The organism is Halomonas sp. TG39a, assembly GCF_000744395.1.
Taxonomy (GTDB): Bacteria; Pseudomonadota; Gammaproteobacteria; order Pseudomonadales; family Halomonadaceae; genus Vreelandella; species Vreelandella ventosae_B.
In genome coordinates, this window is record NZ_JQLV01000002.1 from 39908 (window position 1) to 60513 (window position 20606).

Below are 20606 nucleotides of genomic sequence, written 5' to 3' on the forward strand. Positions count from 1 at the left end.
GCAAGCAGGAAGCGGGCGAGCCCAGGTTTCCACAAGGGCGCTGTGAACCCATCCGTGGGCGCTACTTTCGCCATCCATGGCGAAAGACCCTTGTTACAACCTGCCCTCGCCCGCTAATCGAGTGTTTATTAATGGCTATCTGATGACGTTTTTGAGGGCTCTTCGTCGCGCAATTGGCGGCGGAGCACTTTGCCCACGTTGGTTTTGGGCAGTTCATCACGAAACTCGATGACCTTGGGGACCTTATAGCCAGTGAGTTCTTTTTTGCACCAATCGCGTAGCGTTTTCTCATCCAACTGGTCATTTTTGCTCACTACGAACAGCTTGATCGCTTCACCGGCATTTTCATCCGGTACGCCAACCGCCGCTGATTCAAGTACGTCAGGATGAGCAGCCACCACGTCCTCAATTTCGTTGGGGTACACATTAAAGCCAGAGACCAGAATCATGTCTTTTTTGCGATCAACGATGCGGATGTAGCCGTCATCCTGCAGCACGGCGATATCACCCGTGTGGAACCAGCCATCTTCATCGATGGAATCGCGAGTTTCGTCTTCGCGCTGCCAGTAGCCTTTCATCACCTGCGGCCCTTGCACGCACAGCTCTCCTGGCTCACCCAGCGCCACATCGTTGCCATCGGCGTCGACGACTTTTACCGCGGTGCCTGCCACAGGCTTGCCGATAGTGCCCAGTTGGATCGCATCGGTGGGGTTAAAGCTAACGATGGGAGAAGTCTCGGTCAGACCATACCCCTCAGCGATAGGACAACCGGTAGTTTGCTCCCAACGCTGCGCCGCTGCTTTAGTCAGCGCCATGCCGCCGGAGATCGTCAGCTTCAACTTGGAAAAATCGAGCTGTTTGAAGTCGTCGCGATTACACAATGCATTAAACAGCGTGTTGAGGCCGATAAAGGCAGTAAAAGGCAGCCCCTTGAGCTCTTTGACAAACCCATCCAGATCACGAGGGTTGGTGATAAGCAAGGAGTGGTTACCGGTTTCCATTAAAAACAGGCAGTTAACCGTAAAGGTATAGATGTGATACACCGGTAACGGGGCGACAACCAGCTCTTCGCCATCGGTCAGATGGGCGCCAATGGCTTCACGCGCTTGCAACATATTGGCGATGAGGTTGCGATGGGTCAGCATCGCGCCTTTTGGCATACCCGTAGTACCGCCGGTGTATTGCAGCGCGGCTAAATCATCAGGGCCTCTTTTGACCTCGCTATGGCTTAGCGAGGCGCCTTTTTTCAGCGCATCGCGAAAACCAACCGCGCCGGGCAGTGAATAGGCAGGCACCATTTTCTTGACGTGCTTCACCACGGCATTGATTAACCAGCGCTTGGGAACGTCGTGCAAGTCAGCTAACTGGGTGACGAGCACGTGCTTGATATCTGTTTTATCGAGCACTTTTTCGAGCTTGTCCGCCATATTGGCCAAAATCACAATGGCTTTAGCGTTAGAGTCCTTGAACTGATTGGCCATTTCCCGCTCGGTATACAGCGGGTTGGTGTTAACCACCACCAAGCCTGCCCGCAGCGCGCCAAATACCGCCACCGGAAACTGCAGTACGTTGGGCAACTGGATTGCGATACGATCGCCTGGAACAAGGTCGGTTTCATGCTGAAGCCAAGCAGCAAAGTCTGCTGAGAGGCGATCAAGGTCAGCGAAGGTGAGCGTTTTCCCCATACAGGAAAAAGCTGGCTTGTCCTTAAAACGTGCTACTGCGTTATGAAAAACATCCGTGACTGAATCGTATTGATCCAACCCTTCAAGCGCTGGGCCACGTAAAACGGCGGCGTTGGCGTGTTCGCTCATGGGCAATCTCCGCTATCGGCGTCGGCGTAGGATCACCGACCTTGTTGTTGTCGCTGGGCTTTGTCTGAAAATAGCTTAAGACGCCCAACGATATACGACCTATAACAGGCTGTAAAACGATCGATTGAAACTTACGTTTAAACTTTAGCCCATAGTCAGGCTCGCTTAATTCATTGCTACTTCTCTTATTTCACTTTAGCAACACCTACGCTTATGGACAGTAACGCGCCTGGATTTCTCCATCGCGCCAGACCAATAGTTCGCCGGGCACCATGCGCTGCCACGCTTCATTATGGGTGAGAGGCTCGGTGGCAATCACTGACACAATATCGTCTGGTGTGGTGTGTTCGGCAAAGTTCACCGTCATTTCAGCGTCGGAAAGTTCCGCATCGCCGAAGGGCGCACAGCGGGTAATGTGCGCCAACTTAGTGGCGCAATAAGTATACAAATAGCGGCCATCGGAGAGCAGCATATTGAACACCCCAAGCGCTCTTAGCTGCTCACACAGCTGGTGCAAGTACTCCCAGAGTGTTTCAGGTGAAGCAGGTGGCGTAGGAAAGGTGCGGCGTAACTCACCCATTAGCCAGCAGTAGGCGTGCTCGCTATCGGTGCTGCCAACCGGGATATAATTACCTAATGCTAGGCTCTCCCAGCCACTTAATTGGCCATTGTGGGCATAGCACCAGGGCCGCCCCCACATTTCTCGGGTAAATGGGTGCGTATTGGCAAGCTTTACGCCCCCTACATTGGCTTGGCGAATATGACTAATCACCACATTGGACTTAATCGGGTAGTCACAAATTAATCGCGCAATGGGCGAATCGACCGACGGGTGAGGGTCACGAAAGTCGCGGTAGCCGCCCTCTTCGTAGAAGGCGATTCCCCAGCCATCGCGGTGTGGGCCCGTGCCCCCACCGCGGTGCAAAAAGCCCGAAAAGCTGAAACAGATATCGGTGGGTACATTGGCGCTCATACCCAGCAGTTCACACATACGCTTTACACATACGGTTCATACATACGATTTGCACATACTGAGGCATCAAGACATTGTTCAAACGTGGCATCAACCAATCACCGGTTCGCGACGGCGTGGCGATTCGCCTTCGTCATCACTTTCTTCTTCCTGGGTGACATACTCAGCCTCGCCTGGGCGGCGCCACCACCAAAGTGCAACGCCAATAAGCGCACCTAACGCCATCCCTAATACCAGCCACATCAACCCGCCACGTAGCGCCGAGCCGTTATTTTCTAAAAAGCCAACCGCCGCCACCATCGCCGAAGGTGCCCAACCGGTATAGAATTCACCCTCTTCGATTAGCGGCAGCCGGAAAGTCGCGGGCACCCATACCGCCCCGGCAACCGTCCAGGTCAGTACAAGACGTGGCAAGCGAGGCAGAAAAGTGAGCGCAAAATAGACCGCGACAATCACTAGCAGCGACAGCCCGTAATAACTCAACCAAAGCATTGGCGTTGAATTTGCAAACAGCATAATACCCCTCATATGGGTGAACTCACCCGACGTTGATTTCCCGTTATGGTACCTATCAATTTATGAAAGCACAGCAAGGCATACATTCAGGCTTACCCGCTGCACGCTATTATCGCGCTAATGACCCGCAATGGCACTGGTTAGAAGAGCGCGACGACCCACAGGTCAGCGCCTTTTTAGAGGCCGCCAACCAGCAACAAGCCGATTGGTTTGCCCCACTTGCCCCGCTGGAGGAAGCGTTATACCAGAGCCACTTGGCACGCCGCGAATTAGCCGTGACCAGCCTTAAGACAACGCTTGACCACTTCACGTTCTGGAGCGAGACAGGTGCGGACGATGATTACCCCTGTTGGTGGCGCCATCCCAATCACCACTCCGAACAGCAAGAATGCTTTTTCGATGTGAGAGCCCGCGCCGCCGAACACGACTTTTACGATATGGGCGATATGGCGCTCTCCCCCGATGAGCAGTGGTTAGCCTGGACAGAAGATACCCAAGGCGATGAGCGGTTTACCCTATGGCTGAAAGCACTGCCTAGCGGGGAGCCGGTGCAACTGTTGAGCGATATTGGTGCGGGGCTGTGCTGGGCAGAAGATCAAACTGCCACCAAGGCTACCTTGCTGTTTACGCGCTTTGACGACACTCAGCGCCCCGATAGCGTTTGGCGGTTTTCGATCTCACTGGCTAAACCTGAGGCCTCCAAAGAGCCCGCTCTGGTGTTACGCGAAGAGGACCCTGAGTTTTGGCTTGGCATCGGCAAAACGCGTTCACGGTCGTGGCTGCTGCTCGAAAGCGGCTCAAAAGACACCAGTGAAATCCACCTACTGCCCGCTGACTCGTCAACTTCAACACCACAGTGTATTCAGCCGCGACAGGCAGGGGTTGAGTACAGCATCGATCATCGCCCAGGCAGCTTTTATCGTCTGCATAATCAGGCGGGTGCTCACTTCCAGCTCGACTTCCTGCCCGAAAGTCAGCTTGGTCAGCCCCAATTGAATTGGCAAACGTTAATCGCCCACCGTGAAGGAGCTACCCTGGAAGGCGTTGATGCGTTCGCCTGGGGGCTGATACTGGCGGAGCGCGATCATGCACAGGCGCAGGTGCGGTTGCGGCGTTTGCTGTTCGATGCCCAGCACGGATGCACGCAGGATGAGTATCTGGCACTGCCCGAACAACCCTGCTCCCAGATGCTGGAAGATGCGCCGCACTTCGATACACAGATAGTGCATCTACGTGAAGAGTCATTTACCCAGCCGCCCAGCTGGTTCGCACTTGATCTAATCAGCGGCGAACGCACACTACTGAAACGGGTACCTGTTTACGGCAATTTACAGCCGCAACAGTTAATCAGCCGTCGCCTTTGGGCGACCAGCCAAGATGGTGAACAGGTGCCCGTATCGGTAGTGATGCGCGCCGACTTGGCGGGCCAGGCCCTACCCACACTGCTGTATGGCTACGGTGCCTACGGTGATGCGCTCGACCCCTGGTTCTCGATCGCCAGGTTGGAGCTGCTGGAGCGCGGTGCAGCCTTTGCGGTTGCCCATGTCCGCGGTGGTGGCGAACGCGGCGAGCCCTGGTATTTAAACGGTAAAATGGAGCACAAGGAAAACAGTTTTAATGACTTCCTGGCCGCGCGTGAAGCACTTGTCGAACAGGGTATTAGCGATTCACAGCGCATAGCAGCCTATGGCGCCAGCGCCGGTGGGTTACTGGTCGGTACCTGTATTAATCGTGCCCCGGAAAAATTTTGCGCGGCGCTGCTGGATGTGCCCTTTTTAGACGTACTGCGCACCATGCAGAATCCAGAGCTACCGCTAACCACCGCGGAGTACAGCGAGTGGGGAAACCCAGAGGAGCCAGAGGTTGCCGCCCGAATCCGCGCTTACTCGCCGATCGACAATATCCAGCCCCAAACCTACCCAGCCCTGTGGATTGAGGGCAGTTGGTTTGACACCCGGGTCAGCTACTGGGAGCCCGCCAAGTTCTATGCCCAGGTGTCCCAGCAGCAACAGGGATCAGCGCCAATTCTGATGCGTACCGATATGAGCAGTGGCCACGGCGGCGCATCTGGCCGCTTCAAGGCCTGGCGCGATACCGCCCGGCAAGATGCGTTTATTCTTTGGGCGCTGGGCCTGAACCCGCAAACACTGGCAATCACTGAGTAAAGTGCTCACAGGCCTGCTGCGCTCCGGCAAGTACAGCAGGCCTATGCATATATTGCTTGAGATTTTTTATCAAAACACTCATATCCTTTATGCATAGAAAACCCCACTCAACTTAAGCTCAGAATACAAAAATAATATTAAATACATAAACTTAATAAATTCAGCTGGCGTTAATAAAAAGATGTTTCCAACTTGCGTTGATGATATCCCCTGGTGAGCTATTGGTTTCTAAAGGTACCTTATGTGAATCGGCGTAAACACACCCTTCACTGGATGCATAAATAATAACTAATGGATGTCAATAATCGCGAACTGGCACTTCAAGCGGGCTTACTGATGCTGCTGGTGGCCACCATTGTGATTGGTGCAGGTGGCTTCTTGATGGGCTTTTTTCCTGATGTTCACCAGCCCGATGCGCTCGCTCTGCTACCGGACAGTGCGCTGGTTATTTTACTTTGCGGGTTAGGCCTCAGCGCAGTGATGGCTAACTTCGAACGTTTTCGCAAAGTAACCTCTATCGCACTGGCTGCGGTTGCCAGCTATACGCTGATCCACAATGCCCTAGACCCCACTTATGACACGGTCTCCCTGCTGAGTGGTCATCAACGCCTGCCTAGCCAAACCGCCCCCATACTGTTTATGGCTGCATTTTGCCTCTGGGTCGGCCCTCAAGGACGTTGGCAGCGGCTTATTTGGCAGCTCGGCGGGCTGTTTTTATGGGTGGTGGGTTGCATTACCTTTGCCGTCCATTATGGTTTAACTGTGCCGGACTGGTTACCCCGCGCCAGCGCGCTTATCCCTGGCCTAGTCGGTTTTCTATTTGGTATCGCGATGCTAATGGTGAGTCGGCATATTCCTCATCTAAAAACATCCTTAAGCAATGCCGCCGTACTGTTTGGCATCCTAGGCGTTAGCTTAAGTATGAGCGGTTGGTTTTTAGTCAGTTGGGATCAACACCACGAGATGCGCCAAGGGGCTCAGCAGAACCTGGAAAGCATTGCGGTTAATATTAACCAGACGCTGGCATCGCGAGCGATTGTACTGGAACGCTTGGCGGAGCGCTGGCACCAGGTCTTTGAAGACCCAGCATCGCGCAGCCGGGAGGTTGCGCGCTACTGGACAGACTATCCAAGCATACTCGCCATTGCATACTTCAACCCGCTCGCCAATGATATATGGCGCCGTTCACGCCATGGCAGCGCGCTACTCTGGCTAGATGATCAATTAATTAACCTGGCTACATTGACCTGGCTTAATCAGCAACGAAGTGTCATTCAGTGGTCATTCCCCGATTTTGAACGCCCTACGCTAGCGCTTCTCTCCATCCAACCTCAGGACCAGCCCCACCAGCTAGTCGCCGTTATCGATATAGCGCGGCTCGTAGAGCAAGAAACCAGCACGGTTAACGGCGCTTTTACGCTGCATATAATCCACGCCAATGGTCACCTGATTAACCAAGGGGAGGGCTTGCTACCCACTGCTTCAATAGCACCACCAGCAATGACGCTAGCGCAGCACACGGTGGCGTTACCGGGCGGAACAGTGATCACTTTGGCACTCTCGGAACGATCAAATCAGCCCCTCCTCACCACCAATTTTCTTGCTGCTGGTGTTGGACTCTCCGGCCTGCTACTCACCTATCAATTGATTTTCAGCCTTGCCTTGATATCTGCCCGTGCCCAACGTTCCCGTGAGCTTTCGAAAGCCAAAGAGACCCTGCAAGATAGCGAACAGCGGTTTCGCTCTCTGTTTACACAAAACCCCGATGCAGTGTTTTCGCTAGATTTGAGCGGCTATCACTTAAGCGTCAACCGATCCGTACTCACCCTGCTTGAAATTAACGAAGCACAGATTATTGGCAGTCATTGGAAAGAGGTTGTTGCGCCTGAACACCACTCCATCGTGGGTACTGCTTTCCAACAAGCATTAATGGGTATCGCCCAGCGTTTCGATTTGGAAATCATCAGCCAACAGGGCAACGTACGCCAATTGGATGTCTCGTTTTTACCCACGGTGGTCATGGATCAAGTGGTAGGTGTTTACGGAATTGCCAAGGAGATGACCGCGCTGCGCCAAAAAGAGTCCCAGTTGCGTATCTATCAGCGCAGCATTGAAGCCAGCAGCAATGGCATTTTAATTTGCGAGGCACGGCAACCTGACTACCCCATTGTTTATGTAAACCCCGCCTTTGTGGCCATAACAGGCTATTCGCTGGAAGAGGCAAAAGGGCGCAACTGCGGTTTTTTACAAGGCCAAGATACCGACCCAGAGCAAATGACCGATATCCAGCATGCTCTTACTCAGCAGCACGATATCACCTTGACCCTACGTAACTACCGCAAAAACGGTCAAGCGTTCTGGAATAACCTATTTCTCTCCCCGGTGCGCTCCCATAACGGTCATATCACGCACTTTGTGGGCAGTATTAACGATATTTCTGAGCGTCGGGACCATGAGAACGCGCTCGCTTTTCATGCCACCCACGATGCACTGACGGGCCTTGGTAACCGCGCCCTGTTTGAGGATCATCTGCGCCATGATGTTGAGCTCGCCCGGCGGCACAATCAACATTTAGCGGTGCTGTTTATTGACTTGGATGAATTCAAGCCGATCAACGACACCCTGGGCCATGGCATTGGCGACCAAGTGCTTATCAACGTCGCTAGACGGCTTGAGCAGGCGATCAGGCCTTCCGACACCTTGTGCCGTTTCGGGGGCGATGAGTTTGTATTGCTGCTACCGGATTTGCATAGCCCCCAGCAAGCGCAGGACATTGGAGAGCGTTTGCTTGAAGCGCTTGCACTGCCCTACTGTATTGATCGACATGAACTTTATCTTTCAGCCAGTATTGGCATTGCGCTCAATGACAAACAGCTGGCGCAACCTGAAGAGCTGCTTCAGCAAGCCGATATGGCGATGTACAAAGCCAAGCAGCAAGGCCGCAATGCCTTACAAACCTTCACTCAAGATATTAATCAAAAACTAACCCAGCGGGTGACGCTGAGAAATGAATTGCAGGAAGCGATTCTGAATGAGCAGTTTGAACTGCATTATCAGCCGTTGTTAACGGCCGATGGGCACGTTAAGGGCTTCGAGGCGCTGGTCCGTTGGAACCATCCGACCAAAGGCGCTATCTCACCGGTGCTGTTTATCCCTATTGCTGAAGAGACAGGACAAATTATCGCCTTAAGCCAGTGGGTAATAGAGCGCGCCGCGCGGGATTTCCTGAGGCTTCGGCCGCGGCTTCCCAGCCACTGCCGTATATCGGTCAACCTTTCGCCGATGCAGTTTCACCGGCCAAGTTTTTTAAGCTCGCTCAGCGCTACCCTTGAAGCCACCGGGCTCAGCGCAACATCGCTAGAACTTGAGTTAACCGAAGGCATATTGATGAACGATACCGACGCCGCGATTGAGACGCTGCATGCGCTGCGTGAAATGGGGATCAGCGTTGCCATTGACGATTTTGGCACTGGCTTTTCAAGCCTGAGTTACCTGCGCCACCTACCCGTTGATAAGGTAAAAATTGACCGCAGTTTTATCAACAATATCGCCAACAACAGCAAAGACGCGGCTATCGTACAGGGTATTATTGCCCTGGCTCACCACCTCGATCTGACGGTCGTCGCGGAGGGGGTAGAGACGCCTCAGCAGCAACAGCAGTTGATGGCGTTGAAGTGCGATGTGTTTCAGGGTTATCTATTCGCCCGGCCTATGCCTTTTGAAGCACTGCAGGCATGGTTGGCATCACATCGGCAGCACGGCAATAATGTGCGACTCTAGCTGCTGTTCAGGCACTTCATCTTGGGACACCGCAAAGCTGCGCACGCTCACCCCTTTGCGGTGAACCCGTTCGGCGTCATTGCTTAACAGCGGGTGCCAGCCTGCCAACTTGCGCCCTTCCGCCACCCGCCGGTAGCCGCAGCTTTGCGGTAGCCAGGTAAACTCTTTGACCAAGGCAGGGGTCAGCTGAGTACAGTCGGGCACGCTGTCAAAGCGGTTGGCATAATCACTGCACTGACAGCTGTGGATATCCAGCAGGCGGCAAGCCACATTGAGCACCGCCAACTCCTGGGTATCCTCATCGTGCAGCTTTAGCAGGCAGCACTGCCCACAGCCGTCGCATAGCGCCTCCCACTCCTGGGGCGTTAGCTCTTCAAGGGTAAAGCGCTCCCAAAAACGTTCGCGCATCGCTGTCTCCCTCCTGTCATGCCTCATTGTCACGGAAAAACTCTTTATTATGGGGTGTAGCTTAGTAGCTTAATTCAGCCAATAGCTCGGGCCATAGTGTCTGGAAGTCATTTTCTAGCGCTTGATAATCATCGTGGAGCCAAGGCACTAAGGCCGCCAACTGATTGGGGCCAGACAAACGCCGCCCGATACCGGCAATCGCCCTGCAGGTGAAAGCAAAGTCAGCGTAGCCTCTTAACCAGTCGTGCTTGACGAGAATCGGCATCATACCCGCCAACCGATTTGGCGCAGGGCGCGCGGAGAGCAGCCGATAACAACGCTCCACAATCGCCTCTTGATCCGCCTGGCCCGCCGTATCCCGGGCCAGGAAATGATCCCACACCATATCCAGAGCAATACCCGCATAGCGACGTTGGTCAGCTGGCGCACGGCGTCGCGCATTAACAACGCAGGTATGACTATCTACCCAGGCATCCACCCGGCGGTGATGGCGAATACCCAGCGCAGTGGCGCTAGACCAAGCGCTTAAATCGCGACCCTTAACGCCATCAGCAATTAAATTTCCGTAGAGAAAATCATCGCTTCCGGCGCTCACCAGCCAGGCATGGGCAAGAAAATTCATAACTGCCTGTCGCTACTCTTGATCAGAACGTGCATTAGAACGCGAGGCAACATGGGCGCGATGCACGTCAAGCAAATAGGCTTCTTTAGGCGGCGGCATTTGCAAATAGAAGCCTTTCTCTTTAATACCTTCCACCACGTCTGCGGCATTCACCCGTGACAATTTTTTGTCCGCGGTCAGTAGCATGGTAAACACCGGCACAGGCTTGCCAAACGTTTCCAGTAACTGCTCTGGGACGTTAGCAAATCCTTGACGCTTATCGAGGTATAAATACATCTCATCTTTACGCGAGCTTTTGAAAACCTCGCAAATCAGCTTGTCGCTCATGATGGTCGTTCCTCAAGGGCTTGGGCCAGCGCACCATTCAAATACTCGCCCCGCCAACCGGTCGGCCAAGTGAAAGGCTCACCCGCCAAGTCCTGCATCACCAGTGTTTCAATATCCCGGCGGCGCATCAGCATTTCCGGTGCCACCCCCAAGTCATCGGCTTTGCCGGTTACCACCTTCTTGAGCGCTTTAAAGCGTGACTTGAACGTCGGGTGCATGGGGTCCGGCCAGCGCTTGGGCAGGGCTATTTCATCGCAGTGCTGGGCCTGTTTGACCATCGCCAGCAGTGCATCGCCCTCTTTTTTGATGAGCATCGGCTTAACGCCTTCCACCTCGGCGAGCTCGAAGCGATTGCTCGGCATCTTTTCGGCGATCGCAAACAGCAGCTTGTCACTAATCAACCAATTACGCGGCAAGTTGCGACGGCGCGTTTCGCCTTCACGCCAGGTGGTCATCAGCCGATACGCTTCCATTTGACGGGGCGTGAGGCGCCATAGCTGGCGTTGGCGGGTATACCACTGTTGGTCGTTATCAACGCTGCGGCCCGCCTGTTCAATTAGGCTTGTGCACTCAGCGTCGACCCACTCACGGCGCCCCAATATGGCAAGCTTTTCAGCCTGCAGCGTCCAGACTTTGAGTAAATAGATAACGTCCAGCGCGGCGTAGTGGCACTGCGCAGGCGACAGCGGGCGCACTAGCCAATTCGAGCGGGTCTCCTCTTTCGGCAGGGTTTCACCGACCCAAAATTCGACCAGCTTTTGATACCCCATGCCAGGGTTTTCGCCCAAGAAGCCTTGTACCACCTGGGTGTCAATGAGCGGCTCTGGCAATACCCCCGCCCAGTGTTGGAAGACTTCTAGATCTTCGCTGCAAGCGTGCAGCAACTTGATGGCACTATTCTGCAGCAGAGCGCGAAATTTATCGGTACACGGGACGGCCACCGGGTCAATCAGATAAGCCTCTTCACCGGCGGTGAATTGAATCAGCGCGGGGACTGGAAAAAAAGTGTTCTCTCGGAAAAACTCGGTATCCAGAGCAATCACGGCCGCATCGGCTACTTGTTCGCATGCCGCATCAAGCGCATCAGGGGTATCAAGCCATTGATAAGAGGGAGTAAGAGAGGACAAAAGCATTCTTCCAAGTTGGCGCAAACGCTACCGCGCTTGCGTTTTAGGTAGGCTTATTCGCTGGCAAACGGCAGACGACCATTAAAGGCACGGCTTAAGGTACCGCCATCAACGTATTCCAGTTCACCGCCCATGGGAACGCCATAAGCGAGCCGAGAAAGTTTGACGCCATGTTCAGATAGCAGCGCAGCAATGTAATGGGCAGTCGCTTCACCCTCGATGGTGGGGTTAGTCGCCAACACCACCTCTTCAATGAGCCCTTCAGCAACGCGTGCTTCCAGCAAGTCTAAACCAATCGACTCTGGCCCCACGCCATCTAGCGGCGAAAGGTGCCCATGGAGCACAAAATAGCGCCCTTTAAAGCCACCGGCTTCTTCAATCGCCAGTTGATCGGCGGGCGATTCCACCACGCAAAGCAGCGCATCATCCCGACGCGGGCTCTCACACAGCGCACAGATATCAGCTTCGGTGAGCGTTCGACAACGCTGGCAATAACCGACTTCTTCAATCGCCTGTTGAATGACCGAAGCTAGTCGCTGCCCACCTGGTCGTTCACGCTCAAGTAGGTGCATCGCCATGCGCTGGGCCGTTTTGGGCCCAACGCCTGGCAGTATGCGAAACGCTTCCATTAACTGCTCAACGAGAGGAGAAAAACGCATTGCTTAGAACGGCATCTTAAAGCCAGGCGGAAGGTTTAAACCCGCCGTGGCTTCTTCCATCTTCTGTTTAGAGCTAACTTCCAATTTGCGCACTGCGTCGTTGACCGCCGCCGCTAACAAATCTTCCAGCAACTCTTTGTCCTCTTCCATCACGCTGGGGTCAATGGACACGTTGGAAACGTCGTGGCGACCGTTCATGGTGACCTTCACCATACCGGCACCCGCTTCGCCCTGTACTTCGGTTTTCGCTACCTCTTCTTGGGCGCGCTGCATTTTTTCCTGCATTTCTTGGGCTTGTTGCATCAAGTTGCCCATTCCACCTTTAAGCATGGTCTGATCTCCAACGTACGTAGTTAAAATTTTCTAGTTAAAAAGATGTTAATGCTTCGACTCAATGACAAGCGCTTAGCGTATCGCGTCGGCAGGCTTTACGCTGGATTCTATCAGCTTTGCCCCAAACGCCTGCTGTAACTTCTGTACATGTGGGTCGTGATTGAGTAGATCAACCGCCTGGGCATGGCGCTCTTTATTAAGGCGCTCTTCGCGCTGGCGGGGCGTTTCCAGGCTATTAGACAACTCGGCAACGTAAAACGCTATTCGCCGGGGTATACCCTGCTCCTTGAGCGCCCGCTCAATACGCGTTTGGTGTACCTCAGCCTGCATTGCTTCTTGACTGGGATCTAAGCGCAGCGTCAGCAACGTGCCGTCGTCGCTCTCGACCAAGCAGTTGCCCGCCAAGTTACGGGTTAAGCCGCCCAAGCCCAGGGAGTCAAAACACTCCAGCCACTTAGCATTGTCCAGCTTGCCTGACAGGGCTTCAGGAACGGCTTCAGGAACGGTTTCGGGAATGGCTTCTGACTGAGTTTCTGGACTGGCTTCTGAAAGAGCCTCTGGTTGAGCTGTTGGCGCCTCAGCCGTGGTGGGCTCTACAGTCTCAGCCCCAGCGGCTGGTTCAGGGGTTACGGTTGGCTCTGGCTCATTAGCACGCTCAGGCTCAGCCATCGCCGCTGGCTCAGCAGCTTGCTGGGGAGCATCAATCTCGGACGCTGCTGTATCAGTTTCGAGAGTCCAAGGAGGTGGCTCTTGCAGCGGAGGTTTCTCTTCGGCAGCAGGCACGGACGCTTGCGGATGGGGCTCTGCTGGCGGCTTTGACTGAGATTCGGGCGGCGGAGCTTCTGACGGGGTATCAGCTTCTGGCGCGGGCTGCGGCGCTGGTGAAGCCGCCTCCACCACTGACGCTTGAGTCGCTGCCGTCTCTGAAGGCTCGCGGCGCAGCGGTAGCGGGGTACGCGGCGGTTTCGGCACCCCCTGAGGGCGAAACGCCAGCATGCGCAGCAGCGTCATCTCTAACGCACTGCGCAAATCAGGGGCATGCACCATGTCCCCGCGGCCCTGAATACCAATTTGGTAATAGAGCTGAATGTCCTCAGCGGTAAAGCGGCTCGCCAGTTGCAGGATAACGTCACGATCACCGTGGCTGTTATCCACGGCGTCCGGCACCATCTGCGCCACCGCTAGTCGGTGTAGCATGCTCGAAAGCTCATCCAGCACCGCGGCAAAGTCAGGGCCTTGTTCGGCTAATTGGGCTACCTCGCCCAGCAGGCGCTGCACATCCACATCGGCCAGGGCTTCTGCCAGCCCAAGAATATGGCGGTGATCCAAGGTGCCCAGCATGGCGGCCACATCCGCATGGCGCACCGCCCCCTGACCAAACGCAATGGCTTGATCGGTCAGGCTCATGGCATCACGCATGGAACCTTCCGCTGCTTTACCCAATAGCCATAACGCACTTTCGTCAAACTCAACGTGCTCCTCACCCAGTACATAGGTCAGGTGCTCAACCACGCGCTCTGGCGGCATATGTTTGAGGGTAAACTGGAGGCAGCGCGAGAGAACCGTCGGCGGTAGCTTTTGCGGATCGGTGGTCGCCAGCAGAAATTTAACGTGGGGAGGCGGCTCTTCCAGCGTTTTCAGCAGCGCATTGAAACTGCTGGTGGAAAGCATGTGCACCTCATCAATCAGGTACACCTTATAACGCCCTTGAGTCGGTGCGTACTGAACATTATCCAGCAGCTCCCGGGTATCTTCTACTTTGGTTCTTGACGCCGCATCGACCTCTATTAAATCAACAAAGCGGCCTTCATCAATCGCTTGACAGCTATCGCACTGTCCACAGGGAGTAGAGGTAATGCCTTCATCACCACGGCCATTGGCGGTGCAATTCAAACATTTGGCAAGAATACGCGCCAAGGTGGTTTTGCCCACCCCGCGGGTACCCGTAAATAGGTAAGCATGGTGCAGACGGCCCTGATCAAGGGCATTGACCAAGGCGCGTTGAACATGGGCCTGGCCCACGAGTTCGTGGAATGTGCGCGGCCGCCACTTGCGGGCCAGAACCTGATAGCTCATGAAGCTGTATATCCTTCGGCGGGCTGCCTTACCTCACGCTGTAGCCAGCGCGAGGCAAGTGCCAAGATGCATAACAAAGACGATGCGATAACAAACGCCATTCTAGCGGCTGCACCGCAGCCCGCCAACCGCCAGCAGCAGACGGAGTAATCGACAACGCCTAGGCGTTATCACCGCCTTCCGCCGCACCGGCACGCTCAGCGGCCGCTTTTACCAGCTTTTCAAGCTCGCCATTTTGATGCATTTCAACCACGATATCGCAGCCCCCCACGAGTTCACCTTCTACCCACAGCTGGGGGAAGGTCGGCCAGTTGGCAATTTTGGGCAGCTCGGTGCGAATATCCGGGTTATCCAGAACGTTAACGAATGCAAAACGCTCTCCGCAGCTCATCAGCGCTTGAACGGTTTGGGCAGAAAACCCGCACTGAGGCAGTTGGGGCGACCCTTTCATGTAAATCAGGATCGGATTTTCGCTAATTTGACGCTGAATGTTTTCGGCAGTCGTGCTCATACTATCTCCTCGCTTATCAATGACCGATACCCTCTCACCCATCTACTTGGCTTGGCCCTTGAACCGGGTTCTTGAACCCGAATAGTACTTAAGACTAGTACCTGAGTAGAGCGCTCGGCTTTAACGTGTAAAGGGCATTCTACGCATGCCGTCCGCGTTGCGCATCCCCTGCAGCATCGCTAGGATAGTGTTTTTACGCGGAGAGAAGCTCTTATGGCGACACGCCATTTCCTGACCTTGCTAGATTTGACCCCGGATGAGCTGGACTATTTGATCCAGCGCGCCATTACGATCAAAACCAATCTCAAAGCCCAAGGTCCTGTTTATACACCATTACCCAACCGCACCCTGGCGATGATCTTTGAAAAATCGTCAACGCGTACGCGGGTTTCATTTGAAACGGGAATGGCGCAGTTTGGCGGCCACGCACTATTTCTCTCCCCCCGGGATACCCAGCTAGGCCGGGGCGAGCCGATTGAAGACACCGCTCGCGTACTGTCTGAAATGGTCGATGCGGTCATGATTCGCACCTTCTCCCACGCAGGGCTAGAAACCTACGCCAGCGCCAGCAGCGTACCGGTCATTAACGCCTTGAGCGATGATTACCACCCCTGCCAGCTACTTGCCGACGTGATGACCTGGACCGAGCTACGCGGCAGTGTAAAAGGACGTACAGCGGTATGGATCGGTGATGGCAACAATATGTGCCACTCCTGGATCAATGCCGCTCGCCAGTTTGGTTTTCATCTGCGCATTTGCTGCCCCAAAGGCTACGAGCCCCGTGCAGACATTATGGCGGCCGCTGGCGATCAAGTGACGCTGCTGCACGACCCACAGGAAGCGGTAAAACAGGTTGACTTAATCACCACCGACGTCTGGGCTTCTATGGGCCAAGAAGAGGAACAGGCGAAACGTGAGGCCGACTTTGCAGGTTTCCAAGTCACCGAAGCGATGCTTGATCAAGCCAACCAGGACGTACTCTTTCTGCACTGCCTGCCCGCGCATCGCGGCGAAGAGATTAGCCACACCCTGCTCGAAGACCCGCGTGCGGTAGTTTGGCAGGAAGCCGGGAATCGTCTGCACGCGCAAAAAGCGCTAATTGAATTTTTACTGCTAGGAAAAATCGCTGCGTAATCAGCTTTTAAAGTCGAAAAAAAGCCTCGTTGTTAAACGAGGCTTTTTTCTGGAATCTTTGTAACGCAAAATAATGGTGGAGCCTAGCGGGATCGAACCGCTGACCTCAACACTGCCAGTGTTGCGCTCTCCCAGCTGAGCTAAGGCCCCACATGCTATCTGTCAACAGCGAGGCGAATACTACGTTGAACATTTATCTTGGTCAAGTATCCACATCATCAGCGGCCAACTAATTCTCCTTTGTCGTTAGCTGTGGCACTCTATATGCAGCTGACACGATAAAGCAGCGCCCGAGGCCAACGCCTGAGCCCATGATGTTTCCAAGCAGGAGCCTGTCCATTGATCACTGTACTTATCGCCGATGATCATCACCTAGTCAGAACTAGCATTGCTCACCTGCTAAACGAAGAGCGCGACATTAAAATTGTGGGCGAGGTCGACGACGGTGAAAGTGCGGTAACCCAATGCCGCCATTTAAAACCCGACATCGTGTTGATGGACATTCGCATGCCAGGCATCGGCGGGCTTGAAGCCACTCGGCGTATTAACCGCAGCATGAAAGACGTTAAGGTGCTGATCTTAACCGCACACATGGAAGACAGCGTACTGCGCCGCATGCTCGAAGCCGGCGCCTCGGGCTTTTTGAGCAAGGGGGCAGATGCCCTAGAAATGACCGACGCCATCCGCCAGGTGTTCCATGGCCGACGCCATGTCAGTCAAGAAATCGCCCAGCGGCTGGCTATGTCACACTTTACCGATGAGGATAATCCGTTTAGCCACCTCTCCCACCGTGAGCTACAGATTGCGCTCATGATTGTTAACTGCCAGCGTGTGCAAGATATCTCCGATCGCCTCCATCTAAGCCCTAAAACGGTCAATACCTATCGCTACCGACTCTTTGATAAACTACAGGTGGCTACCGACGTCGAGCTTACTCACCTAGCGCTTCGTCACGGGCTGGTCGAGGGGTTTGACGGCACCCAAATATAACCCCCTTTTTCTCCTGCTGTTATTGGGTACCTACACGCTGATATGACCTTTGATTCAAAACAGTTCTTGAGCTCGGTAAGCTCCTCGCCTGGGATTTATCGGATGCTTGATGAGCAAAGCAACACCCTCTATGTAGGCAAAGCCAAGCGCTTAAAAACGCGCCTTGCCAGCTATTTCCGCGGCCAGTTGAATACTAAAACCCAGGCCATGGTAGGGCGTATCGCCGACGTCCAGGTAACCGTCACGCGCACGGAAACTGAAGCCCTCCTGCTCGAACAAACGCTGATCAAACAACTGCGTCCGCCCTACAATATTTTATTGCGCGACGATAAGTCCTACCCGTTTGTGTTTGTCACTGACCGCCACCCCTACCCGGCTCTTGAGTATAAACGCGCCCGGCAACGCAGCGACGACGGCCGCTATTTAGGCCCCTACCCCAGCAGCGGCGCCGTGCGCGAAAGCTTAGCGCTGATGCAAAAGATATTTCATATTCGCAACTGCGAAGACAGCGTGTTTGCCCACCGCTCGCGCCCCTGCTTGCAGTATCAGATTCAGCGCTGCAGCGCCCCCTGCGTCGACTATATCTCCGCCGAGGACTACCGACGCGATCTCGAACACGCGGTGATGTGCCTTGAAGGCAAAAGTGAGCGTGTGACTCAGGAGCTGATGGAGGCGATGGAAGCCGCCAGCCAGGCGCTTAACTTTGAGGAAGCCGCTCGCTTGCGTGATCAGGTTCAGCAGTTGCGCCAGCTTCAGCAGCGCCAGTTTGTTGATACCGGTGGCGGTGATGCCGACATTTTTGCCCTCGCCCAGCGCCCCGGTGCACTGGGTGTTTCCGTGTTAAGCGTCCGTGACGGCCGCCTATTGGGGGCACGCCATCACACGCCAAAAAACGATCTGGACCTACCGCTAGAGACGCTACTCACCGAGGTGGTTAGCCAGTACTATTTTGGTCAACCGCACAGCGTGCCCAGCGAGGTGATTACTAGCCATCCGTTAGACGACAGCGAACTGATCGCCGAAGCGCTGACCCAACAGGCGGGCAAACGCATTCGCGTCACCAGCCAAGTGCGCGGCCACCGCGCCCAGTGGCAACAGCTCGCCATTACTAATGCTGAGCAGCAGCTGGCCTCGCAACTGGCCAATCAAACCCAGCTTACCCAGCGCTTTACCGCCCTGCAGAAAGCGTTGGGCTTAGAGAACACGCCACAGCGTCTTGAGTGTTTCGACATTAGCCATAGCCACGGCGAGGCGACCGTTGCCTCCTGCGTGGTTTTTGATCATCAAGGTCCCCGTAAAAGCGACTACCGCCACTTCCGCATTGAGGGGGTCGCCGCCGGCGACGACTACGCGGCTATGCAGCAGGCCCTGACACGGCGCCTTAAGCGGGTAAAAAGTGGTGAAGCGATTGCCCCCGATATTTTGATCGTCGACGGGGGCAAGGGGCAGCTTAATATGGCCCGCGAGGTGTTTAAACAACTCGACATCAGCAACATCATGCTATTGGGCGTCGCCAAGGGCACTACGCGCAAAGCGGGGCTCGAAAGCCTGTTTGTGGAAACCGCTGACAACCCGCTCGATCTGGACCCGGCCTCCCCCGCTTTGCATCTGATCCAGCATATTCGCGATGAATCACACCGTTTCGCCATTGCGGGCCACCGTGCTCAGCGCGATAAAGCGCGACGCACCTCCACCCTGCAGGATATTCCCGGCATTGGCCCTAAACGTCGGCGGGAGTTATTACGTTTCTTTGGCGGCCTGCAGGGAGTGCAAAAGGCCAGCCGCGATGAACTCGCCCGCGTACCCGGCATTAATGCGTCGTTAGCAGAGAGTATTTATCGGGCGCTCAACGGATAAACGCCCGTTTGGCATGGATGCTATCGACCAAGGGGGATAGAATGAGCCCCAGACACTTCGAATCCTCTGATTTTCCGGCAAGGATCGCACCCTGCGATGAACATACCCAACATACTGACACTGGCGAGAATCGCCTTTATTCCACTGCTGGTGGTGCTGTTTTATCTACCCTTCAGTTGGAGCATGCCCGTGGCGGCGGGCCTATTTGGACTGGCCTCCATCACCGACTGGCTGGACGGCTATTTAGCGCGACGCTGGAACCAGTCAACGCCCTTCGGCGCTTTTTTAGACCCGGTCGCCGACAAGCTCATGGTCGTCGTGGCCCTGGCGTTATTGATCGAGCGTTACGACACCCTGGTGCTAACGCTTCCGGCGCTGGTGATTATTGGCCGTGAAATTGTTATTTCAGCGCTGCGCGAGTGGATGGCCGAAATGGGCAAACGCGGCATGGTGGCGGTTTCTTGGGTGGGCAAATTGAAAACGACCCTGCAAATGGTGTCGCTGCTAATCTTGCTGGCGCTGCCGCCGTCGCACGAATTTGCACTGCTGGGTGTTGTAGTGCTGTATACCGCCGCTATCCTGACGCTGTGGTCAATGATTCAGTACCTGAAAGCCGCCTGGCCGCATCTTAGCCGTTCCATGTAAGCTGCTGATTAGTAAATAGGGAACGCGAATTAATTCATTGATTGACAACCCGGTGGCGATCCGTATAATTCGCCCTCGAGTCGAGCGGGAATAGCTCAGTGGTAGAGCATCGCCTTGCCAAGGCGAGGGTCGGGAGTTCGAATCTCCTTTCCCGCTCCAACTTGGATAGTGTGGTAAAGCAGGCTAGGGTCGTGAGCTGGTGCGCCAGTCCGATCGTATCTCCTTTCCCGCCCTAACGACTCTTGAGGCTGGATGGCAGAGTGGTTATGCAGCGGACTGCAACTCCGTGTACGCCGGTTCGATTCCGACTCCAGCCTCCATTTTTGTACCGCAATGATGTTTTAAGTAGCATGAAACAGCATTGTGATGTGATTGTTTGTAATGTATAGCCCGGATGGCGAAATCGGTAGACGCAAGAGACTTAAAATCTCTCGGGGGAAACCCCGTGCCGGTTCAAGTCCGGCTCCGGGCACCATTATCTAGTTAGCTGCTTACCCCCTGCCTTCCGCATTACCTCTTCTAGTGATTCAACTTCTTATTCTGGTTATCTATTTACATTGCCTCTGTTGCGACCGTCAGTGCGTCAGAACATGGCTCATTTGAGCGCCCAGAATCACGTATTTCTTACCCTAAAACATCGCTAAACGCGAATCGCCACGCTATGATGCC

The 20606-nt window shown here is 54.6% G+C and carries 17 protein-coding genes and 4 tRNA genes; 9 read left to right on the top strand and 12 right to left on the bottom strand.

What is annotated here, in order from left to right; genetic code table 11:
- Positions 1 to 128: 128 nt before the first annotated feature.
- The 3 genes from U738_RS18280 to U738_RS18290 all read right to left on the bottom strand — a co-directional run bounded on the left by U738_RS18280 (position 129) and on the right by U738_RS18290 (position 3303).
- Entirely contained in the window at positions 129 to 1814 is a 1686-nt protein-coding gene (locus tag U738_RS18280; RefSeq protein ID WP_035583862.1) for an AMP-binding protein, read from the bottom strand.
- A gap of 211 nt (positions 1815 to 2025) precedes the next feature.
- A complete protein-coding gene (locus U738_RS18285; RefSeq protein ID WP_035583864.1) occupies positions 2026 to 2805 on the bottom strand; it encodes a class II glutamine amidotransferase in 780 nt (259 codons plus the stop codon).
- 72 nt (positions 2806 to 2877) lie between these two features.
- A complete protein-coding gene (locus U738_RS18290) occupies positions 2878 to 3303 on the bottom strand; it encodes a hypothetical protein (RefSeq protein WP_035583866.1) in 426 nt (141 codons plus the stop codon).
- A gap of 62 nt (positions 3304 to 3365) precedes the next feature.
- Here U738_RS18290 and U738_RS18295 point away from each other — a divergent pair, with 62 nt between their 5' ends.
- Together U738_RS18295 and U738_RS18300 are read left to right on the top strand one after the other, a co-directional pair.
- Positions 3366 to 5468 carry a S9 family peptidase gene (locus tag U738_RS18295; RefSeq protein ID WP_035583868.1) on the top strand — a complete coding sequence of 701 codons (2103 nt, stop codon included), beginning with the start codon at positions 3366 to 3368 and terminating at the stop codon, positions 5466 to 5468.
- 291 nt (positions 5469 to 5759) lie between these two features.
- Positions 5760 to 9248 carry an EAL domain-containing protein gene (locus tag U738_RS18300; RefSeq protein WP_035583870.1) on the top strand — a complete coding sequence of 1163 codons (3489 nt, stop codon included), beginning with the start codon at positions 5760 to 5762 and terminating at the stop codon, positions 9246 to 9248.
- On the opposite strand, the gene U738_RS18305 is transcribed toward U738_RS18300, so the two are convergent.
- The 8 genes from U738_RS18305 to grxD form a co-directional block, all read right to left on the bottom strand.
- Entirely contained in the window at positions 9213 to 9656 is a 444-nt protein-coding gene (locus U738_RS18305) for a YcgN family cysteine cluster protein (protein ID WP_211596093.1), read from the bottom strand. The two genes, U738_RS18300 and U738_RS18305, sit on opposite strands and share 36 nt — an antisense overlap.
- A gap of 61 nt (positions 9657 to 9717) precedes the next feature.
- The gene (locus U738_RS18310) at positions 9718 to 10278 is read right to left on the bottom strand and encodes an acyl carrier protein phosphodiesterase (protein WP_035583874.1); all 561 of its coding nucleotides are present in this window, start codon (positions 10276 to 10278) and stop codon (positions 9718 to 9720) included.
- A 12-nt stretch (positions 10279 to 10290) separates the two neighbouring features.
- Positions 10291 to 10605: a YcgL domain-containing protein gene (locus tag U738_RS18315; protein WP_035583876.1), complete on the bottom strand. Its 315-nt coding sequence runs from the start codon at positions 10603 to 10605 to the stop codon at positions 10291 to 10293.
- Entirely contained in the window at positions 10602 to 11738 is a 1137-nt protein-coding gene (rnd, locus tag U738_RS18320) for a ribonuclease D (RefSeq protein ID WP_035583878.1), read from the bottom strand. The genes U738_RS18315 and rnd overlap by 4 nt, the downstream gene beginning before the upstream one ends.
- A 47-nt stretch (positions 11739 to 11785) precedes the next feature.
- A complete protein-coding gene (gene recR / locus U738_RS18325) occupies positions 11786 to 12391 on the bottom strand; it encodes a recombination mediator RecR (protein WP_035583881.1) in 606 nt (201 codons plus the stop codon).
- 3 nt (positions 12392 to 12394) lie between these two features.
- A complete protein-coding gene (locus U738_RS18330; protein ID WP_035583883.1) occupies positions 12395 to 12721 on the bottom strand; it encodes a YbaB/EbfC family nucleoid-associated protein in 327 nt (108 codons plus the stop codon).
- 75 nt (positions 12722 to 12796) lie between these two features.
- Positions 12797 to 14800 (bottom strand): DNA polymerase III subunit gamma/tau, encoded by a 2004-nt coding sequence (gene dnaX, locus U738_RS18335; RefSeq protein WP_035583885.1) that lies wholly within the window; start codon positions 14798 to 14800, stop codon positions 12797 to 12799.
- A gap of 160 nt (positions 14801 to 14960) precedes the next feature.
- Positions 14961 to 15311 carry a Grx4 family monothiol glutaredoxin gene (gene grxD / locus U738_RS18340; RefSeq protein ID WP_035583887.1) on the bottom strand — a complete coding sequence of 117 codons (351 nt, stop codon included), beginning with the start codon at positions 15309 to 15311 and terminating at the stop codon, positions 14961 to 14963.
- A 213-nt stretch (positions 15312 to 15524) separates the two neighbouring features.
- On the opposite strand from grxD, the gene argF reads away from it, so the two are divergent.
- Positions 15525 to 16445 carry an ornithine carbamoyltransferase gene (gene argF, locus U738_RS18345; protein WP_035583889.1) on the top strand — a complete coding sequence of 307 codons (921 nt, stop codon included), beginning with the start codon at positions 15525 to 15527 and terminating at the stop codon, positions 16443 to 16445.
- Positions 16446 to 16519: 74 nt separating this feature from the next.
- Here argF and U738_RS18350 read toward each other — a convergent pair.
- Positions 16520 to 16595, bottom strand: a tRNA-Ala gene (locus U738_RS18350).
- 189 nt (positions 16596 to 16784) lie between these two features.
- Between U738_RS18350 and uvrY the strand changes: the two genes are divergently transcribed.
- The 6 genes from uvrY to U738_RS18380 all read left to right on the top strand — a co-directional run bounded on the left by uvrY (position 16785) and on the right by U738_RS18380 (position 20412).
- Entirely contained in the window at positions 16785 to 17435 is a 651-nt protein-coding gene (gene uvrY / locus U738_RS18355) for a UvrY/SirA/GacA family response regulator transcription factor (protein ID WP_035583891.1), read from the top strand.
- 42 nt (positions 17436 to 17477) lie between these two features.
- Complete coding sequence (uvrC, locus tag U738_RS18360; RefSeq protein ID WP_035583893.1) at positions 17478 to 19292, top strand: excinuclease ABC subunit UvrC; 1815 nt, start codon at positions 17478 to 17480, stop codon at positions 19290 to 19292.
- A 96-nt stretch (positions 19293 to 19388) separates the two neighbouring features.
- Entirely contained in the window at positions 19389 to 19937 is a 549-nt protein-coding gene (gene pgsA, locus U738_RS18365; protein ID WP_035583895.1) for a CDP-diacylglycerol--glycerol-3-phosphate 3-phosphatidyltransferase, read from the top strand.
- A gap of 84 nt (positions 19938 to 20021) precedes the next feature.
- Positions 20022 to 20096, top strand: a tRNA-Gly gene (locus U738_RS18370).
- A gap of 87 nt (positions 20097 to 20183) precedes the next feature.
- A tRNA-Cys gene (locus U738_RS18375) sits at positions 20184 to 20257 on the top strand.
- A gap of 68 nt (positions 20258 to 20325) precedes the next feature.
- Positions 20326 to 20412 (top strand) — tRNA-Leu (locus U738_RS18380).
- Positions 20413 to 20606: the final 194 nt, after the last annotated feature.